Annotated in this window: 13 protein-coding genes and 1 pseudogene; 7 read left to right on the top strand and 7 right to left on the bottom strand. The window is 45.2% G+C overall.

Translation table 11 applies throughout. The features are described 5' to 3' along the window. Window positions 1-147: 147 nt before the first annotated feature. The 6 genes and pseudogenes from glgB to ACY3ZI_RS18325 form a co-directional block, all read left to right on the top strand. Window positions 148-2,130, top strand: a pseudogene (glgB, locus tag ACY3ZI_RS18300) (1,4-alpha-glucan branching protein GlgB); the annotation flags it as partial. Continuing rightward, a complete protein-coding gene (gene glgX, locus ACY3ZI_RS18305; protein WP_487375630.1) occupies window positions 2,117-4,048 on the top strand; it encodes a glycogen debranching protein GlgX in 1,932 nt (643 codons plus the stop codon). The pseudogene glgB and the gene glgX, both read left to right, overlap by 14 nt. Before the next feature lie 9 nt (window positions 4,049-4,057). After that, window positions 4,058-5,368 carry a glucose-1-phosphate adenylyltransferase gene (glgC, locus tag ACY3ZI_RS18310; RefSeq protein WP_487375631.1) on the top strand — a complete coding sequence of 437 codons (1,311 nt, stop codon included), beginning with the start codon at window positions 4,058-4,060 and terminating at the stop codon, window positions 5,366-5,368. Between the two features lie 11 nt (window positions 5,369-5,379). After that, window positions 5,380-6,867: a glycogen synthase GlgA gene (glgA, locus tag ACY3ZI_RS18315; protein ID WP_211886949.1), complete on the top strand. Its 1,488-nt coding sequence runs from the start codon at window positions 5,380-5,382 to the stop codon at window positions 6,865-6,867. Next, on the top strand, window positions 6,860-9,304 hold the full coding sequence (gene glgP, locus ACY3ZI_RS18320) for a glycogen/starch/alpha-glucan family phosphorylase (RefSeq protein WP_487375632.1): 2,445 nt from the start codon (window positions 6,860-6,862) through the stop codon (window positions 9,302-9,304). Before glgA ends, glgP begins: the two co-directional genes overlap by 8 nt. Before the next feature lie 406 nt (window positions 9,305-9,710). After that, complete coding sequence (locus ACY3ZI_RS18325) at window positions 9,711-13,712, top strand: YadA-like family protein (protein WP_487375633.1); 4,002 nt, start codon at window positions 9,711-9,713, stop codon at window positions 13,710-13,712. A 50-nt stretch (window positions 13,713-13,762) separates the two neighbouring features. On the opposite strand, the gene ACY3ZI_RS18330 is transcribed toward ACY3ZI_RS18325, so the two are convergent. From ACY3ZI_RS18330 to ACY3ZI_RS18340, 3 genes are all read right to left on the bottom strand, one after another. After that, entirely contained in the window at window positions 13,763-14,323 is a 561-nt protein-coding gene (locus tag ACY3ZI_RS18330; protein WP_211886945.1) for a DUF6630 family protein, read from the bottom strand. 88 nt (window positions 14,324-14,411) lie between these two features. After that, complete coding sequence (locus ACY3ZI_RS18335) at window positions 14,412-14,795, bottom strand: VOC family protein (protein WP_487375634.1); 384 nt, start codon at window positions 14,793-14,795, stop codon at window positions 14,412-14,414. A 40-nt stretch (window positions 14,796-14,835) separates the two neighbouring features. Next, window positions 14,836-15,321, bottom strand: a complete 486-nt coding sequence (locus ACY3ZI_RS18340; RefSeq protein WP_487375635.1) for a MarR family winged helix-turn-helix transcriptional regulator — start codon at window positions 15,319-15,321, stop codon at window positions 14,836-14,838. Window positions 15,322-15,379: 58 nt separating this feature from the next. Here ACY3ZI_RS18340 and ACY3ZI_RS18345 point away from each other — a divergent pair, with 58 nt between their 5' ends. Beyond that, window positions 15,380-15,856: a carboxymuconolactone decarboxylase family protein gene (locus ACY3ZI_RS18345; protein ID WP_487375636.1), complete on the top strand. Its 477-nt coding sequence runs from the start codon at window positions 15,380-15,382 to the stop codon at window positions 15,854-15,856. A gap of 42 nt (window positions 15,857-15,898) precedes the next feature. On the opposite strand, the gene ACY3ZI_RS18350 is transcribed toward ACY3ZI_RS18345, so the two are convergent. From ACY3ZI_RS18350 to olsF, 4 genes are all read right to left on the bottom strand, one after another. Next, the gene (locus tag ACY3ZI_RS18350) at window positions 15,899-17,554 is read right to left on the bottom strand and encodes an ABC transporter permease (RefSeq protein WP_487375637.1); all 1,656 of its coding nucleotides are present in this window, start codon (window positions 17,552-17,554) and stop codon (window positions 15,899-15,901) included. 59 nt (window positions 17,555-17,613) lie between these two features. Beyond that, window positions 17,614-18,582: an ABC transporter substrate-binding protein gene (locus ACY3ZI_RS18355; protein WP_211887267.1), complete on the bottom strand. Its 969-nt coding sequence runs from the start codon at window positions 18,580-18,582 to the stop codon at window positions 17,614-17,616. A gap of 26 nt (window positions 18,583-18,608) precedes the next feature. Further along, window positions 18,609-19,361, bottom strand: a complete 753-nt coding sequence (locus ACY3ZI_RS18360) for an ABC transporter ATP-binding protein (RefSeq protein ID WP_211886939.1) — start codon at window positions 19,359-19,361, stop codon at window positions 18,609-18,611. A 172-nt stretch (window positions 19,362-19,533) separates the two neighbouring features. Beyond that, complete coding sequence (olsF, locus tag ACY3ZI_RS18365) at window positions 19,534-21,252, bottom strand: bifunctional ornithine lipid synthase OlsF (protein WP_211886936.1); 1,719 nt, start codon at window positions 21,250-21,252, stop codon at window positions 19,534-19,536. Window positions 21,253-21,362: the final 110 nt, after the last annotated feature.

A 21,362-nucleotide genomic window follows, 5' to 3' on the forward strand; every position in this document is an offset into this window, starting at 1 on the left:
ACTTATTGTTAAATAACGAATTTAATCAATTTTAAAGCTAAATATGTGAAGCCTATCAAATACAAATTAAATAATTTAAGTAAAGTTTAAATTGCTCATTTCACTTTTCTTGAGGTTATTTATTTGCCAACTAATAATCGCGAAGTTATTTCTCAAATAACTTCAGGGCGTCGTTCTGCGGAAACATCCACCGCAGAAACCCAAGCAATTAAAAAGCACACTGATGGCTTTGGCACTCTCATTCGTGACATAGATGGCTGGCTACTGGCAGAAGGCACCCATCTACGTCCCTATGAATGTCTTGGTGCCCACCCCGTCAACTTCGACGGTGTTGATGGGGTGATTTTTTCTTTATGGGCACCCAATGCTCAACGGATCTCCGTTGTTGGCGAATTTAATCAGTGGGATGGGCGTATTCACCCAATGACACTGCGCCATGAGGTGGGCATTTGGGAACGGTTTATTCCTGAAGCTAAACTCGGGCAAGCGTATAAGTATGAATTACAAGATAGCCGCGGATATATGCGGGTCAAAGCAGACCCCTATGCACTCAAAAGCGTGCTATTTCCTCATGTAGAGTCGGTAATAACAGCCCTACCCGAAAAACAGGCTCCGCCTCACGCCACCAGCGTAAATTCACCACTTTCCGCACCAATCTCAATTTACGAAGTGCATTTAGGCTCTTGGCGTCGTCACCCGCACAACAATGGCTGGCTCAGCTACCGACAGCTGGCTGAACAGCTTATTCCTTATGTGGCGGAAATGGGATTTACTCATCTGGAGCTGCTGCCCATCAGCGAGCATCCGTTTGATGGCTCTTGGGGCTACCAACCTATTGGGCTCTATTCCCCAACCTACCGTTTTGGTAGCGTTGAGGATTTTCTCTACTTGATTCAAACCGCCCACCAGCATCACCTCAAAGTGATCCTCGATTGGGTACCTGCCCATTTTCCCAATGATGAATATGGGCTGATTCAATTCGATGGTACCGCACTGTATGAATATGCGGATCCGCGTGAAGGTGTCCATCGAAACTGGCATACCTTGATTTATAACTACAGCCGCTATGAAGTGGCAAACTTTTTGGCGGGCAATGCCCTTTATTGGTTAGAGCGCTTTGGTATCGATGGGCTGCGTGTCGATGCGGTAAGTTCGATGATCTACCGCGATTACAGCCGCGAAGAAGGGGAATGGGTACCCAACAAATGGGGAGGCAAAGAGAACCTCGAAGCTCTCGATTTTCTACGTTATACCAACCAAATTGTTCAACAGAACTGCCCTCATGCGTTAATGATAGCCGAAGAGTCAACCGCCTTTCCCAATGTCACTGGCTCTGTTGAAAATCACGGTTTAGGTTTTGATTTCAAATGGAATTTAGGCTGGATGCACGACACTCTGCGCTATATGTCCCTTGACTCGATTTACCGCCAATATCATCACCAACAAATGACCTTCGGCATGTTTTACGCCCACAGTGAGCACTTCGTTTTACCCCTTTCCCATGATGAAGTGGTGCATGGGAAAGGGTCACTTCTGAGTAAAATGTCCGGTGACACATGGCAAAAATTCGCCAATTTACGGGCTTACTATGGATTTATGTGGGGGCATCCTGGTAAAAAATTGCTGTTTATGGGAGGAGAATTCGCCCAAGGGCGAGAATGGGATCACGACACGGGACTAGATTGGCATTTACTGAACTCTGAATATGATGGCTGGCACACGGGTGTACAGCAACTTGTGCGCGATTTAAATCACTGTTATCAACGGCACCCTCCACTGTACCAATTCGACTATTCCCCACAAGGCTTCGAATGGTTGGTGGTTGATGACCACCAAAACTCAGTATTCGCCTTTGTGCGTCGAGATACCCATAATCATGAAATTGTGGTGGTCGCCAACTTCACCCCTGTTCCCCGTGAAAATTATCGCATTGGTGTTCACCAATCGGGTTGCTACCAAGAAATCATCAATACCGATTCTCACTATTATCGCGGCAGTAATGTGGGTAATCAGGGGGCAATATCCACCCAACCAATAGCGGCTCACGGTAAAGATCACTCCTTAAATATTACGCTTCCCCCTTTGGCTACCCTGTATTTAAAACGGGAGCGACCGAATGACACATTTTAATTTCCGGCAAGGTCATGCTCACCCCCTTGGTAGCCACATGGACGAATACGGCGTCAATTTTGCTATTTACAGCGAGCATGCCGAACACATTGACTTGTGCGTGCTGGACTCACTCGGTGATGAAATTCGTTACCCGCTTTATCGGGGAGATAACCATATTTGGCATGGTTATCTAATGGGCGCAAAAGCAGGTCTACATTATGGTTATCGTGCTAGAGGAAAATGGGAACCACAAGCAGGATTATATTTTGATGATACCCACTTACTGATTGACCCTTACAGCCGCGAACTCAGTGGTAAACAGCATCCTTACTCCGTCGTCAGCCATGAACCTTATGACTGGCAAGGTGATGCCCCTCTTCATACTCCATGGTCAAAAACCGTGATTTATGAAGCTCATGTTCGGGGGCTTACCAAGCAACACCCTGAAATTCCACCTGCTTTACGGGGGAGCTATGCTGCTATCGCACACCCTTGCATAATCCAGCATTTAACGCGACTTGGCGTGACGACACTGGAGTTGCTCCCTGTGCAATTTCATCTGGATGAACCGCGATTACAGGCTAAAAATCTCACTAATTATTGGGGCTATAACACGCTGTCACCGTTTGCGATTGAGCCTCAATATTGGTCTGGGCAAGCAGGCTCTACGCCGTTGAGTGAGTTTCGCGATATGGTTAAAGCCCTGCATCGTGCCGGCATTGAGGTTATCCTCGATATTGTGTTTAACCACGCTGCCGAATTAGACCATTCAGGACCTTGCTTATCGTTTAGGGGGTTAGATAACCCCACCTATTATTGGTTAAACGACAATGGTGAATATGCGGATTGGACGGGCTGCGGCAATACGCTGAGGTTGTCACACTCGGCAGTAAGCCAATGGGTGCTCGACTGCCTGCATTTTTGGGCGATTGAATGCCATGTTGATGGCTTTCGCTTTGATTTAGCCACGATATTGGGAAGAACGCCGGAATTTAATTCTCAGGCTCCACTGCTTAAGGCTATCACCCAAGATCCCATTCTTGGGCAACTGAAGCTAATTGCCGAACCTTGGGATCTCGCCAACAACGGTTACCAATTAGGGCAATTTCCACCGCCTTTTGCTGAATGGAATGACCAATTTCGCAATGATTGCCGCCGTGCTGTTTTATATTGTGATATTCCTATCGGTATCTTAGCAAGTCGCTTAGCAGGTTCGCGGGATGACTTTTCACAAAATCATCGCCCTAGTTTTGTTTCAATTAACCACATCACCGCACACGATGGCTTTACGCTGCGAGATTTGGTCAGTTTTAATCACAAACATAACCATGCCAACGGTGAAAATAACCAAAATGGTAGCGACGGCAATAACAGCCATAATCATGGTTTCGAAGGGTTAAACGCCCCTGAAAAAACAATATCGGAACGCCAACAGAGCCAGCGCCATTTATTAAGCTTGCTGTTCCTGTCATTAGGCACACCGATGCTGCGTGCAGGGGATGAGCTAGGGCATAGCCAACAAGGAAATAATAACGCTTATTGCCAAGATAACCCGATAAGCTGGCTGAACTGGCAGGAAGCGGATAGTGCTCTTATGGAGTTTACGGCACAACTTACCGCTTTGCGCCAGCAAATCCCGGCTCTGACTTCGGGACAATGGTGGCATTCACTGCCCCCCCATAAAACCGTTGAGTGGCTAAATGCCCAAGGCTCTCCCATAACCCTTGAACAGTGGCAGCAATCATGTTCCATGCAAGTATTACTTTCTGGTCAATGGCTATTACTGATTAATTTCACTGAGCAAGTCCATTCGCTCACGCTTCCCGAGGGGGATTGGCACCCTGTCCCACCTTTTAATTGCCACCTAATTCGTTCTATTCCGCCAAAAACCTTCGTGGTCATGCAGCGCCACGATTTTTCGCCAAATGCTCATTAAGGAATTGATATGTCAGAAAAAATGCCTTTTTATGCCTACCAAAATCCCATCTCGAGGCAGCTATTAGCCAAAGAACTTCCGAGCAATACGGTGGCGCTTATTTTGGCAGGTGGTAAAGGCTCTCGTCTCAAAGCCCTGACTCAGAAACAGCCAAAACCTTCACTCCACTTTGGCGGAAAATTTCGAATTATCGATTTCACCTTATCTAACTGTATTAATTCAGGTATTTATCGCGTCGGGATACTGACCCAATACTATTCCCATCACTTAATCCAACATATTCAGCACAGTTGGTCATTTCTAAACGGGAAAACCAATGAATTTATTGAAATTTTTCCTGCTCAACAGAAACAGGATGCTGAAGATTGGTACCAGGGTACTGCCGATGCCATCTTTCAAAATCTTGATGTTATTAGCCAATATCAAGCCAAATACATCATTGTGTTAGCTGGGGATCATATCTACAAAATGGATTATTCCCGCATGTTGCTAGACCATGTGGAAAAAGGGAGCCAATGCACGGTGGCCTGTATTGAAGTACCCTGTAGCCAAGCCTCTGAATTTGGCATTATGGACATTAACGATGACGAACAAATCATTAATTTTATTGAAAAACCTCAATTTCCCCCATCGATGCCGGGGAAACCTTATTCCGCATTAGCCAGCATGGGCGTGTACATTTTTGATGCCCAATACCTCTATGAATTACTCGCAGAAGAGCAGCAAAAGCAGAATACACAGCATGATTTTGGTAAAAACTTAATCCCTAAAGCGGTACAGCAAGGCAAGGCTTGGGCGCACCCGTTTAGCCGCTCCTGCGTCTATTCTGATTTTAATATGGGCGCATCCCCCTACTGGCGAGATGTGGGCACCATTGATGCCTACTGGAACGCCAATATTGATTTAGTTTCAGCCAAGCCCGCACTGGATATGTATGACCCTCATTGGTCGATCCGGACGAGTCACTCCCCATTGGCACCAGCTCGGTTTATTCAAGGCGAGTCGCCGCAATCTCCCCAAATTACCAACACATTAATTAATGCTGGTTCTATCGTTGAAGACGCCAAAATTGCTAACTCCGTGATTTTCCAAAATGTCCGCGTGAATGCTCACAGCCAACTCGATGCCTGCGTGATCCTACCCGATGTCTCCATTGGATATGCCTGCCGCTTACGACGCTGCATTATCGATAGCGGCTGTGTGTTACCCAACAAATTGGTGATTGGTGAAGATCCACAATGGGATGCCCAACATTTCTATCGCTCTGAAGGTGGCATCGTCCTTGTCACTCAAAAAATGCTCGATAATCTTGCGGCTTAAAGGAGATTCAGATGCGCATACTTCATGCTGGCTCAGAACTATTTCCCCTTCTCAAAACAGGCGGCTTAGCGGATGTGCTCGGCGCATTACCCCAAGCTCAAATCGCTGAAGGGGCGGATGTCCGTATCGTATTACCCGGTTTCCCCGCGCTACTGGATGCGGTTCACCACACCTTAGTTGGCAACCATATCAATACATTTGCCGGCCCCATCACTCTGCGTTTTGGCTATTATGATGGTGTTGGTCTCTATTTAATTGACGCCCCGCATCTTTATCAGCGCACAGGCAGCCCCTATCACGACAATCATCAACACGAATACAGAGACAACTATCTGCGCTTTGCCTTATTAGGCTGGATAAGCAGCGAACTTGCCTGTGGCTTTGATGCCAATTGGCGACCTGACATCATTCATGCCCACGACTGGCATGCAGGACTCTGCGCCGCCTATCTCGCCGCCAAAAACACCCCTGTTCCTTGCGTATTTACCGTCCATAATCTGGCTTACCAAGGGCTATTTTCGGCAATCCATTTTCCTGAGTTGCAGCTGCCTAACGGATTTTATTCCCCCGAAGGCTTAGAGTTTTATGGGCAAATTTCCTATCTCAAAGCGGGACTGTTCTACGCCAATAAAATCACTTTTGTCAGCCCCACTTATGCCAAAGAAGTCACCATTCCCGAATACGGCTATGGGCTCGCCAGTTTATTGAAACAGCGCCAATCTCAAGAAGATATTTTAGGGATCTTAAACGGCGTGGATTACCAAGTTTGGGATCCGCAGCTTGACCCGTTGATCCCCCATAATTACGGTCGGCAAAACATGCTCGGCAAAGCCATCAGTAAAATGACCCACCAGCGAGAAAACAAACTTAATGTCACCGATAAAGTGCCATTATTCGGTGTTGTCAGCCGCCTCAGTACACAAAAGGGATTAGACCTTTTACTCGAAGTGATCCCAGATTTACTGCACCAAGGCGGGCAACTGTCAGTTTTAGGCACTGGCGACGCTGACTTACAACATGCCTTTGAGCAGCTAGCTCACCAATTCCCAAAACAGGTTTCCGTCTTTATTGGTTATGACGAACCTCACGCCCATAAATTGATTGCTGCCGCTGACGTGATTGTGGTGCCAAGCCGCTACGAACCTTGTGGTTTGACCCAACTTTATGGTCTGAAATACGGTGCTCTCCCATTGGTTCGCCACACGGGCGGGCTAGCCGATACCGTCACCGATTGCTCCCTCGAAAATTTAGCAGATCGCACGGCAACGGGTTTTGTATTTCATGACTATCACGGTTATCGCTCCCACCACGGAAAAGCCACCGAACTCAATGATGCGGTGCGTCGTGTTTTCGCGCTTTGGAATGAACCGACTCGTTGGAAACGTGTACGCCGCCAAGGTATGAAGATGAATTTTAGCTGGCAGGCTTCCGCTCAAAAATACCTTGCGCTATACCAAAGCTTAATAACCCCAATGGCTGGAGGATCTGAACATGAATAACCCATTTACTATCCAAAATCGCCAGCAGCGAGTCGATGCGTTAGTCGATTCCATCCAGATCAAATTAAAGTTTATGGTCGGCAAAGATCCAATAATTGCCACCCAGCATGATTGGCTAAATGCCATCTCCTACGCTATCCGCGACTTAACCGTTGACCGTTGGTTACGTGCCATTCGCCGCTCTCTATCTCAATCGGATCGTGCTGTCGCTTACTTATCCATGGAATTCCTGATTGGGCGTACTCTTTCCAATACTTTATTAAATTTAGGCATGTATGAGGATGTTGCTGATGCTTTGAAAAAAATGGGCTTTGAACTGAGTGCGATTTTAGAGGAAGAGGATGATCCCGGTTTAGGCAATGGTGGTTTAGGGCGTCTTGCTGCTTGTTTTTTAGACTCTCTCGCCACCTTAAAAATCCCTTCCGTTGGGTTTGGTATCCGCTACGAATACGGCATGTTTCAGCAAAATATTATTGATGGTCAACAAGTTGAGTCCACCGACCGCTGGCTACAATATGGCAATGCATGGGAGTTTCCACGCTATAACCTTAGCTACAAAGTGCGCTTTGCGGGCCGCCTTCAGCAAGAGGGTAAAATCGTTCGCTGGGTGGAAACTGAAGAAGTGCTTGCTCGCGCCTATGACCAAATCGTCATGGGCTATGGATGCGATTCCACCAACACTTTGCGCTTGTGGTCTGCCCATGCCACGAATGAGATGAACATCAACAAATTCAATCAGGGGGAATACTCAGCAGCCGTTGAAGATAAAAACTTCTCTGAAAATGTATCCCGCGTGCTCTACCCCAATGATTCTACGGAATCGGGGAAAATTTTACGTCTTGGGCAAGAGTATTTTCTTGTATCAGCAACCTTGCAGAATATCCTCGATGTTCATTACCGAATCCACGGTACATTAAGTAACCTTGCCGATAAAGTGGCAATCCATCTAAATGATACCCACCCCGTTTTAGCGATTCCTGAACTGATGCGCTTGCTTATCGATGAGCACGAATATGAGTGGGAAGCTGCATGGCAAATGAGCGAAAGAACCTTTTCCTACACCAATCACACTCTGATGGGAGAAGCATTAGAACGTTGGTCTGTGGACCTTCTTGGGCGATTACTCCCCCGTCACCTACAAATTATCTTTGAAATAAATGACCACTTTCTCACTAAAATCAAACAGCGTTACCCCAACAACCCAGAACTTTTAACTCGCTTATCTCTGATTGATGAATCTCATGGGCGCTATGTTCGCATGGCATGGCTTGCCGTCGTGGGCAGTTATCAAATCAATGGCGTGTCCAAGCTGCATTCGGAGCTTATGACTCAAGAAATTTTCGCTGATTTTGCCAAAGTATTTCCTGAGCGTTTTAGCAATATTACCAATGGTATTACCCCACGCCGCTGGCTAGCGTTGTGTAATAAACCCCTGGCAAGCTTGATTGATGAAACCATCGGTGAAAATTGGCGGGAAGATCTCACAGAGCTTTCGCACCTACAGCAGTACACAGATTTTCCTCTATTTATCGAGCGGTTAAAAACCTGTAAGTTAGAGAACAAAGTTGCCCTCACCGACTATATCGCTAAAAACGTCAATATCATCGTCGATCCTCACGCCATGTTCGATGTACAAATCAAACGCATTCATGAATATAAACGCCAATTACTCAATATCTTGCAAGTCATTGGACGCTATCAGCGTATCTTGCAACTTCCCGAAAAGAATTGGGTTCCGCGCGTGGTGATTTTCTCGGGAAAAGCCGCCTCATCCTACGTTAACGCCAAAATGATCATCCGGCTTATCAATGATGTCGCTAACGTGATTAACCATGACCCCCGAATCAAAAACCGCTTAAAAGTGATTTTTATCCCGAACTACAGCGTCAGCTTAGCGGAGTTAATTATTCCCGCCACCGACTTATCCGAACAAATATCCCTTGCAGGAACCGAAGCTTCAGGAACAGGTAATATGAAATTTGCTCTCAATGGTGCATTGACCATTGGTACATTAGACGGCGCTAATATTGAAATTCGCGAACATGTTGGCGAAGAAAATATGTTTATCTTTGGACATACTGCCGAGCAAGTTGACGCGATTCGCGCACAAGGCTACGACCCAAGAAAGATTTACCAAGAACATGAAGACCTGCACAATGTCCTCAATTCCCTCGTTTCGGGCATTTTCAGTCCCGATGACCCTAACCGCTATTACCCGCTTTATGATTCTCTGATTAATTTTGGCGATCATTATCAATTGCTTGCCGATTACCACTCTTACGTTCAAGCCCAAGATGCCGTCGATAAGCTATACCAAGACCCAACGTTATGGGCGCAAAAAACACTCAATAATATCGCTAACATGGGCTATTTCTCTTCCGATAGAACTATTAATGAATATGTAGAAAAGATATGGCGAATGAAACCCACTCAGTAAAATAAATCGAAAACATAAAAACCATGATTAAATAGCCTAGAGATTTAACTTAAATACTCGCGTAAGGTTTAAAACTTTGAAGATCAAAAAAATGCATCAATACGCTGTATATGCGTATTTTTGCAGTTTTATCATTCGTTATTTTTATTTTTATATTTTTTTATGTTGAAAATATACTTAATTATATTTCCCACTTATTTAAATTTAAAAAAACTTAATTAATTACAGCTTAATTACATCAAAAAAACCAAATCAAAATTTCCATTCATTATTTTATTAATGACATTCACTTACCATTGTGATTACTATAATTAAAACCTAACAACAATAATTCAATATCTACGCAAACCTTACGTAGATTAATTAACCCTACACGCAGCAATGCCCTATTTCATAGGAAATCATTATGAATAAAGTTTATAAAACTATTTGGAACGACGCGATAAAGTCGTGGGTTGCCGTACCTGAAATAACGCAATCCGGATCTAAATTAAAAAACTCAACAGACAATAAGATTAATCCAAAAAACAAAGGTAATAGTAAAAAAGAGAATATTTTAAGAATATTCAATATAAAAAACATTGTAATTATTTTATCCGGTTTATTTCCATTCATCGCTAATGCGGTGGTTAGTGATAAATTAACAGTAAGAGTCGATGACGACGAAAACATGGTCGCCGTTTATAACATCGATATCTATAAAAAATATTTCCCTCATGCTAAATGGAATCCAAATAACTTATCTAACCTTTATTTGTCTGAAACCATTGTTGTGGGCAAAGATTCATCTATCGCGAACTCATCAACGGACTCAAGAACCACAGCCACAGGCGGAACCGTGGTTTTCGGTCCAAATTCAGTCGCTTATGGTTTTGGTAACACTGCATTTGGTGCCGGAACTTATGTCAGCTCCGGGGGTACTGCGGTAGGGGTTGCTACCATCGCAAATAACTTAAGTACCAGCGTTGGGCGCAGTGCAGTTGCTGAAAATAATGGTGTCGCGATTGGTCGAGCTGCATTAGCATCCGATACCGCAGACGGAGGGGTCGCTATCGGTGTTTCCAGTAAAGCTACCGCCAGTAATGCCGTCGCGATTGGTCGTTCTTCCGTAGCTTCAAATGTTAATGAAGTCTCCTTTGGTAACGATACAATAAAGCGTAAGCTCACCAATATTGATGCGGGTAGCGCAGATAATGACGCCGTTAACTTTAAACAGCTATCCACCACCAATACTAATGTCGCTAAAAACACTCAAGACTTAATTGATACGAATAATGCATTAAATACTGCAAAAACAGATTTAACTAAGCAGATCAGTGATAATAAAACTGATACTAACAACCAAATAACCACCGTAAATAATAAAATAACCCAGATTAATAATGGGGAAATAGGTATTGTTAAATTTAACGATGCTAATAAACTTATTAATGTTGCGAGTGATAAACTTGGAAAAATAGTCAGCTTTACCGGTTTAGATGGTGACCGTAAATTAACGGGTATTGATAAAGGTACGGCAAATAATGATGCAGTTAATGTCAGTCAATTAAATGAAACTAATGCATTAGTCGCCAAGAACACCACTGACATTGCCGACAATAAAACCGCGATTGATAAGAACACTACCAATATCGCCGACAATAAAACTGCGATTGACAAAAATACTACCGATATTGCGGACAACAAAACCGCTATCGATAAAAACACCACCGATATAGCCGACAACAAAACGGCCATCGACAAAAACACCACCGACATTGCCGATAACAAGACCGCTATCGACAAGAACACCACCGACATTGCGGATAACAAAACCGCTATCGACAAAAACACCACCGATATCGCCGATAACAAAACGGCTATCGACAAGAACACTACCGATATCGCCGATAACAAAACGGCAATTGATAAAAACACTAGCGATATCACCAGCAATACCGCGGCAATTGATAAAAATACCCAAGACATCACCAAGCAAGGTGACGCGCTGAAAGATATCGCCACCAACTTGGAATCTGGAACCTTAGGGCTCGTCCAGCTGTCGGCCAACGGTGAAGAAGTGATATTGAGCGAAAAAGCCAAAGATGCTAAAGCGTTCAATATTGGCAACAAAACCCTCACGGGTGTGACGGCGGGTAAATTAAGCGCGGACTCCACTGAAGCAGTAAATGGCAGTCAGCTCCATGCCACCAATCAAACCGTGATAGCGAACACCACTGCGATCGCCGCTAACAAAACAGCCATCGACAAAAACACTACCGATATCGCCGCTAACAAAACAGCCATCGATAAAAACACCACCGATATCACCGATAACAAAACGGCTATCGATAAAAACACCACCGATATAGCCGACAACAAAACGGCGATTGATAAAAACACTAGCGATATCACCAGCAATACCGCGGCAATTGATAAAAATACCCAAGACATCACCAAGCAAGGTGACGCGCTGAAAGATATCTCCACCAACTTGGAATCTGGAACCTTAGGGCTCGTCCAGCTGTCGGCCAACGGTGAAGAAGTGATATTGAGCGAAAAAGCCAAAGATGCTAAAGCGTTCAATATTGGCAACAAAACCCTCACGGGTGTGACGGCGGGTAAATTAAGCGCGGACTCCACCGAAGCAGTAAATGGCAGTCAGCTCAATGCCACCAATCAAACCGTGATAGCGAACACCACTGCGATCGCCGCTAACAAAACAGCCATCGACAAAAACACTACCGATATCGCCGCTAACAAAACAGCCATCGATAAAAACACCACCGATATCACCGATAACAAAACGGCTATCGATAAAAACACCACCGATATAGCCGACAACAAAACGGCGATTGATAAAAACACTAGCGATATCACCAGCAATACCGCGGCAATTGATAAAAATACCCAAGACATCACCAAGCAAGGTGACGCGCTGAAAGATATCTCCACCAACTTGGAATCTGGAACCTTAGGACTCGTCCAGCTGTCGGCCAACGGTGAAGAAGTGGTATTGAGCGAAAAAGCCAAAGATGCTAAAGCGTTCAATATTGACAACAAAACCCTCACGGGTGTGACAGCGGGTAAATTAAGCGCGGACTCCACTGAAGCAGTGAACGGCAGTCAGCTCAATGCCACCAATCAAACCGTGATAGCGAACACCACTGCGATCGCCGCTAACAAAACAGCCATCGATAAAAACACCACCGATATCGCCGACAACAAAACGGCTATCGATAAAAACACCACCGATATCGCCGACAACAAAACGGCTATCGATAAGAACACCACCGATATCGCCGATAACAAAACGGCTATCAGCAAAAATACCCAGGATATCGCGGAAAATAAAAACGCGATTACCACCATTACCAAAAACATTGATTCTGGCTCGTTAGGATTGGTGCAATTAAGTGCAGACAACCAGAAAATTGTCTTGAATAGCAAAGCCGATAGCGCTCGTGTATTTGAATTTAACAACCGGACATTAAGCGGTGTATCTGCGGGTCGAGTTGCGGCTAACTCTACCGAAGCGGTCAATGGTAGCCAGTTACATTCAACTAATCAAAACGTGGCCCAAAATACACAGAAGATCCAAGAAAATAGCGACAAAATAGCGCAACACGATACAGCGATTGCGCAAAACACCAAAGATATCCAAGCTAATACCGATAAACTGACGCAGCATGACAAAATGCTTAACCAGAATAGCCAAGACATTAAGGAAAACACCAACCGTCTAAACGAGCACGATAAGGAAATTGCTCAGAGTAAACAAGATATTAAGGCGAATACGGAAAAACTGGCTGAGCATGATAGCGCCATTAGTAAAAACACCAGCGATATTCAGAAAAATACGGCGGCATTGGATAAACAAGGTAGCGAAATTGCGCGTTTATCCTCAGAAATGGGAGATGCCGGAGCGCTAAAAATGAGCCGTGACGGTGAAAGTATCAACCTTAGTGATAAGGCAAAAGACGTCAAGTCCATCAATTTTGGCGATAAACAACTTTCCGGTATTGCCGATGCGAAAAATGACAGCGATGCCGTCAATTTAGCGCAAATGAAACGTGGTAATGCCGAAACCTTAAAATCTGCGAACACTTACACCGATGAACGCGTCAATCAGTTGGGTGAATTTACAGAAAATGGGTTAAATCGCCTGAATACCAAAATTGATGATTTAGACAAAAAAGTCGACAAAGGTTTTGCTGCGAATGCCGCACTATCTGGTTTGTTCCAACCGTATGGCGTAGGAAAAATGAACTTAACGGCGGGTGTCGGGGGTTATAAAGATGAATCCGCAGTCGCTGTCGGTATGGGGTATCGCATTAATGAAAATGTTGCTATCAAAGGGGGCGTCGCCGCATCAACGGGTACAGGTTCTTCCACTATGTATAACGCGTCAGTTAACTTTGAATGGTAGTGTGAGTTGATATATGAAGGGGAATACTGATTGTATTCCCCTTTTTGCTATTAATACTCGCTGTAATCCACTTCTTCGTCATTCAGCTCAACCATGACGTCAAAATGTTCCATGATGTCCATAAATGGTTCGAAAATACCGGAAGGAATTAAGATCTCATGGTAAGCATCATTACCGGAAGTCAGGCCCAATAAATAATAGCCAAGTGCTTGTAACTGCTGATTAGCGCGAACAAAAATTTGGTCTGGTCTTAAATCGTTTTTAGGGTCTTTAACGGCAAAATCTAGCTGAATATCCAATCCTTCGAACTCAACCGCATTTTCCAAAAAGCCTACAGCAGACTCACTGTCTTTCCAGTCTATCCAAAAGCTGTTTCCCATATTCGACCTGACAATAAGATCTGCCATTAAATAGCCAATTTCCCCCTCTTCGATACACTCGACGAACCCCTCTTCGTCTTCACTGATCGACTCTTTTAACTCTTCCTCAAATGAAGAGATATCCGTTTCCATATTCTCGATTGAATCTGGATTTAACAGCTTCGCCAGCTTGTTAACCACCTGCATAATATCATTGAAATGGTCGAGCGCTTCTGGGTTCATGCCCTGCATCGTTGTTCCTTATTTTTAGCGTAATTGGCTGTATTTTCACTAAAATAGGTGATTCGGTATATCGACTAATTCCGATATTTACAATGAATTAACCCTGCACTGGCGTGCAAATCTCGATCAAAAAACCATTTAGGTCATGAACATAACCTATCGTTTGTCCCCAAGGCATCTTCTGCGCGTCTTGTACCAACTCAGCACCCGCTTTAACCGCTTGAGCCAAAGCGTTTTGCACATTATCAGTCTCAAAAGCAAGTTCAAAAACAGGGGCATACGGATTGGGAGCAACCGCGCCTTTACCTAGTTGGTTCATTAGCGCTAATGAAGAAAATGAAATCGTTGTACTACCAGTATCCAGCTCGCCATAATCACCACTTTCATGGAGAAAGGATTTTTTAAAACCAAAAGCTTGTTGGTAAAAATCGAGGGTTTTCTCTACATTCTCGACATACAAAATAGCGTATTTGAATTTCATTATTTTCTCTCACGTCATAGGAAATATTAGATAGGGAGTATTAGGCGTTGTCGGTATCAAATTGCTTGGCAATATCCACCAGCCATTTTCGGATCACTTTTTCATCAGACTCACTCACTCCACTTAATAATCTATTTTCAGTGGATTTAACAGCACCTTTGCATTGAAGTAATAATGCTTTCCCTAATTGGGTTATTTCAATAATTTGGATCCGTCCATGCTCAGGGTGCGGCAACTTAGAGATCATTCCCGCCTTTTCGAGGTTTTTCACAATCACACTCATCGTCTGTGGCGTTAATAATGATAGCCTCGCTAAATCAGCCCCTGAGGCTTTAGGATATTCTGCAACCATTAACAACACAGAAAATTGCGGAAGCGTGACTCCCACATCCTGCAAAACTTGCTCCATGCGAATACGATGAGCCGCATGAGCCTGCCGCAGTAAATAGCCAATATGGCCCGACTCTCCACGTTTGCCTTTCCCTATTTCAGGGATCATGGATGTATTAACTTTTGACTTGCGCATAATGTAAGAATTCGAATATTATTATCAGAGTTCTTATATTATCCGTTTGGAGCACATAATGAAACCTGAAATTATTGGAAGAAGTGATTGGAATCAGTTTGAAAAAATCGCCCCTGAAGTCGTTGCCGCGATGGGAGAACTGGGAAAAGCTGTCAGCAATTCAGGGCTTGAAAAACCGCTCACTGAATTACTGAAAATACGCGTTTCCCAAATCAACGGTTGTGCGTTTTGCTTGCAGTATCACTTAAACTTAGCCCGTAAATTGGGGATTGAAGCCGCTAAATTGGATCTTCTACCAACTTGGCGTGATGCCGGTATTTATACTCCTCGCGAACAAGCTGCGCTTGCTTGGGCAGAATCGCTAACGCTAATGGCAGCTCAGCATATTTCTGATGATGTTTACCAAACACTACAGAATGAATTTACTGAATCCGAAATTGCGTTTCTAACCTCAGCAATTGGGGCGATTAACGCTTGGAACCGCATCGCGGGTGCTCTGCAATTTGCGCCACCGATTCCTAAATCGAGTTTGTAAAATCATGCATCCCAAGGTGAATATAACCCTTGGGATAATTGATTAACGGTTATATCGCTGCTGAATAAATTGCGCACACAGCATCAAGGTTAAGCTTATCAATACTGCTAGACAGGCCATCGCCATCCCACTACCGATGGAACCTTGTTCAAACTGTCGCCAAACAAAAATCGATACGGTTTGCATGCCCGCTGGAGCCAGTAACAGCGAGGAAACCAGCTCTCGCGATGCCACCGCAAACACCAACATCATCGCCGCCACTAAGCTCGGTAAAACCAATGGGAATAAAATCAGCCTCAGCGACGTCATCAGCCCCGCCCCATGAACCCGTGCCGCGTCAGATAAACTGCCGCCAATTTGCGTGAATGCCGCGCTGCAATAACGCACGGGATAAGGCAGTAGTAAGCAGCTATAAGCGAGCAATAGAATGCCCCAAGTATGATAAGGCGTGATGGGCCAAAACGGTTGATTCCACGCCAAAATTAGCCCCACTGCGACCACAATACCCGGAATGGCTATCGGCAGTAACGAAAGCCCATCCAGTAATGCGGCGCCGCGGATCCGCTGCGCAACTACCAGCCATGCACATAAAAAACCCAATATCCCCGTCAATATCGCTGTTGCCGTTGCGAGAGAAACGCTCGTCAATAAGGCATCGAGGGCTTCCGTATGGCTATTTAATAGCCCAGAAAAATGCCGGAGCGTTAGGTTATCCAGCGTCAATCCGCCAGAAACCGTATTGGAAAATGCCGTGCCAAACATAGCCAGTAACGGCATGCCAACCGCGCAAAGCGCCACGAAAGAAAACAAACACACCACGGGAATACGCCAAATACCCAATGAGCGTGTCACCAATGCCGCAGCTTTGCCCGTATTCGTCGCCACATTGCGCCCAGATACTAACGAACGCTGTAAGGTGTAAGCCAGTAGCGCCAAACTGGCTAATACCAATGACAGCGATGCCGCTCCCGGTAAATCTATCGGCCAATCGGCAAGACGCTGCTCGATATCCGTTGTCAGAACCCGAATACCATTCGGCGAGCCAATCGCCGAAGGAATGCCGAATTCTTCAATCGCCAAAGTGAAGACCAGCAATAAGCCAGCGGCAATGGAAGGTAAAGAGAGAGGCAATGTCACTCGCATAAATGCCTGCCATGCGGATGCCCCATGAACTTGCGCCACATCCGCCAGCCGGTTGCCATTCGCCGCCATGCTGCGAGAGACCGCAAAGTAAAGAACGGGAAATAAATTCAATGACATAATCACCACCATTCCCCCAAGGGAAAATAGGGCGCTGCCGGGGCTAATACCAAATAATTGCTGAGAATAACCATTCGGTTGCAAGGTTAACATCCATGAAAGCCCTGCAATATAAGGCGGAATTAAAAACGGGATCAAAAACAGTAAGTCCCAAACTCGGGCAAAAGGTAGGTTAAATAAGCCACGTAAAGCCCCTAATGGAATGGCTATCACGGCACTCACCAGCGACACACCTAAACCCAGTAAAAACGTATTTTGCAGTAAATTGGCCAGTTCCAGCTCATTAAATAGATGGATAATTGGCTGGAAAATTTGGCTGAAATCCCCTTGTCCAAAATTCGGAAATAGCGCTTGTAACACAATAAAACTCAAGGGAATAATCACTAAAATCGCCAAGGCGATTAAGATCGAGAATGGCAATAAACGACGAGTCATCATCAGAAAATCAGCTCCTGCTGGGTCGCTAATGCCACCCAGCGGCGAGGAAGAGAAAACCGTTAGCGGAAAATCCCACTAAAGCGAGATAACACGCTGCTGCGCTCTGCACTATCAGTGGTCGGTTCTGGCAACAGTGTTAACGTCGAAAAATCAGGGCGTTTGCCCGCGACATCCGTTCTTGCTGGCATCAACCAGGCATCTGCCACGATTTTCTGACCTTCAGGTGAGAGCACGTAATCAATAAAGGCTTTGGCCTCATTTTGCTGTTTGCTGCTGTTTAAAATCATCATTGGGCGTGGCGCGATGGCCGTACCGCTGCTTGGGAAAATGACCTCGATGGATTCACCTTCCGCGATGCTGCCGTAAGCCACATAGTCGACTGCACCAAATACAGCCGCTTTTGCCCCTTGCAACACAGGCGTTAACGCTTGCGCATTCGGACCAGAAATCACCATGCCGTTGGCTTTTAATTCAGAGAATAGTGTCCATGCTGCTTCTTGCTTCGCATTCTGTAATCCCAACAATAAGTCTAACGATGCCCCTGACAATGCAGGATCTGGCATGGTGACTTTATCTTTAAAAACGGGCTGCGCTAAATCTGTCCAATCTGTTGGCTTCGGCGTGCCACTTTTACTGTTCCAAACGATCCCCAATGCGGAGATCCCTTGCGCCACATAGTATGGCGTTTTGAATTGCACAGGCACTTTTTCGGCATTCGGGCTTTCATACGCCAGTAACCAACCTTTTTGTTGAAGGTCTACCGCGGTATCCCATGAAGCAGAAATTAAGACATCCGCACGCGGGTTTGCTTGTTCCGCCTCTAAGCGCGCCATCACTTTGCCTGTCGTAGCCTGAAAAACATCCACTTTCACGCCCGTTTGCTTTTCATACCCTGCGGCTAGCTGTTTTGCCATCGCCCCCGGACCTGCGGTATAGACGGTCAATGCCTGGGAAGAAACGGAAAATAGTGCACAAGATAATCCTAAACTCATTGCGATACCTTTCATGGAAAAATGGTTTGATAACATTAGCTTTTGCATAACAGAGTCTCTCTTCATAAGGTGGTCAAACTGTCTATTTTGCCGTTTTGGATATGGGCAATTTGATGCGCCAATGCATGGGCTTCAGCCGGATCGTGCGTGACATAAACGGCGGTAATTTCTAGTGAACGAAGTAACTGCGCCATCTCATCACACAGAGCACGGCGCAAGGCAACATCGAGGTTAGAAAGGGGTTCATCAAACAGTAAAATTTCAGGTTCCGCGATAATGGCGCGGGCTAATGCAACCCGCTGCTGCTGACCGCCTGAAAGGTCGGCAGGTTTACGCTTAGCAAACCCCGCTAATCCAACCCGCTCTAAGGCTTGGTTCACCCTATCCTCTATCGCTTGACTCGCCACTTTGCGCATACGTAAAGGAAATGCCACGTTCTGAAATACGCTCATGTGCGGCCAAAGTGCATAATCTTGAAACACCATACCGAGATTGCGCTGTTCCGGCGGGACAAGTCTCTGGGAACTTGCGACCAGCTTTTCATTCAAGAAAATCTCACCTGAGCTTGGTTGCAATAACCCCGCTAACAGCTTCAATAAGGTACTTTTACCGCAACCAGAGGGACCTAATAGCGCTAAGATAGAGCCTTTTGCGACAGTCAGATCAATCCCATCCAGCACCGTTTGATGAGCAAAAATTTGAGAGAGTTTGTGAATAGAAATCATCGGATGCTGCGAAGCGAATTGTGCATTCGCTGCGTTAGCTTTTTGAAAAGCATCCTGACTCCCATTCAATGAAGAGAGTACGTTTAACATACATTGTTATCCTCTTTGGGACTTAATCGTTATCGAGGATGCTACGAAAGGAATGGGTCAGTGAGATGACAAATTTATGATGGAATAATGACAGGGCGAATAATACCGGCGGAATTATTAATATTATAAATAAAACAGGAAAGGATGAGTTTTCTCACCCCTTCCCGTCATTTTATTCCGTCGTAGATTGTGCTTGATGGACTGCAATATAACGCTGATAACGCTGCGGTTTCAAGCGGCTTAAATCCACCAAAACCAAGCCATCGATACAGTCGTTAAACGCGGGATCAGTACCAAAATCAATAAACTGCACGCCACCCGGCTCACACAACTCGGTGTATTGTTTATACAGCGTCGGAATAGAGCAGCCAATATTGCTCAGTAAGCTTTTTAGCTTCACCAAATCTTCTTGGTAATTATGACCATCAAACTGGGCTAAAACCTGTGGCAGTGATGCAGGGTAAGGCTTGCGGGATTGCGCCATTGCCAGCTCCGAGGAGAAATAGAGACGATAAAAGGCAATCAATAAATCACGCGCAGCAACGGGCATGCTTCCAGAGATAGACACTGGACCAAATAGATAACGATATTGCGGATACTTCGCTAAATACGCGCCAATACCTAACCAAAGATAATCTAAGCCACGTTTGCCCCAATAGGCTGGTTGAATAAAACTGCGCCCTAATTCAATCCCTTGCGCCAAAATAGGCATCATGTCTTGGTTATAGTGGAATAGGCTATTACTGTAGATCCCTTCTAATCCTTTTTTCTCTAGCTGCTGCTCCGTCGGCACAAATCGGTATGCGCCCACTACTTCTAAATCCTCTTCATCCCATAAAATAAGATGGTAATAATCGTCATCGAAACTATCGAGATCACGGCGTCGACCGGAGCCTTCCCCCACTGCGCGGAATGCGATTTCCCGCAATCGTCCCAGCTCGCGTAGAATCGGGGTTCGCTCTTCTTGCTGGCGCTGGTAGAGGTAAATAATTTTACCATCGGGAGTCACGCCTAATTGCTCGCAGGCCGCTAAGGCCTTTTTCAGTTCAATGCGATCTTCCGGTAACGCGATTGGCGCTTCACAGGTAAACAGCCCCGCTTTTCCTTTGCCTAGCAGATACACATGACGACGAAACCGCTCTGCCAGCTCATTATCATTCGTTCGTCCGTCATACCATTGAGAAAACGGGATGCGTCCACCGATACGTAATTTGATGCGATTATTGCGCTGCTTGAACATTTCGTTCACCAGCATCAAAGCCGATAGCGGCTTATACACCAAGGATGTTGTGTAGAACAGCAGGCTGTTACGGGCTTGCACATGCACAGGAACAATCGGTGCGCGAGATTTGGCGGCTAAACGTAAAAAACCCGTGCGCCAATGGCAATCACGAATGCCTTTCGTGCTCCAACGAGAAACTTCCCCCGCAGGGAAAACAACCAAGGCTCCTTGGTTATCAAGATGAGATTGCATACCGACGACTTGCTGGCGGTTGGTACGGTTGCCAACATTATCGACAGGAATAAATAAGCTTTGAAGTGGCTCAAGGTAACTGAGCATTTGGTTGGCGACGATTTTGACATCCGGTCGAACCGTTGCGACTGCACGTAAAATGGCGAGCCCATCAAGGGAGCCAATCGGATGATTTGCAACAAATAAGACCGGTCCTTGGCTTGGGATGTTTTCTAAATCCCCGTCGCCTAATTCGCAACGGACATTCAAATCATTCATAAATTGCTCGACAAGATCGAGCCCTTTTAGATGTGGGTAATCTTCAGCAAGCTGCTGGAAATCTCTTTCATGTAGTAAACGCTTTAATAATTTCCGTTTCCAAGCGGGCAGTGTTTGCTGCGGAAAAGCACTTTCCAGTAAAGCATCAACACTAAACATAATGAAGTCCTCTCACATGCGCGTTATTGGCAAATTTAAGTCATAATAATGACGAATAAATAACCACTTTGTGACAAGATTATGAAATAAATTATGCAAGAACTATACGT

Source organism: Providencia sp. LY12, assembly GCF_057621555.1.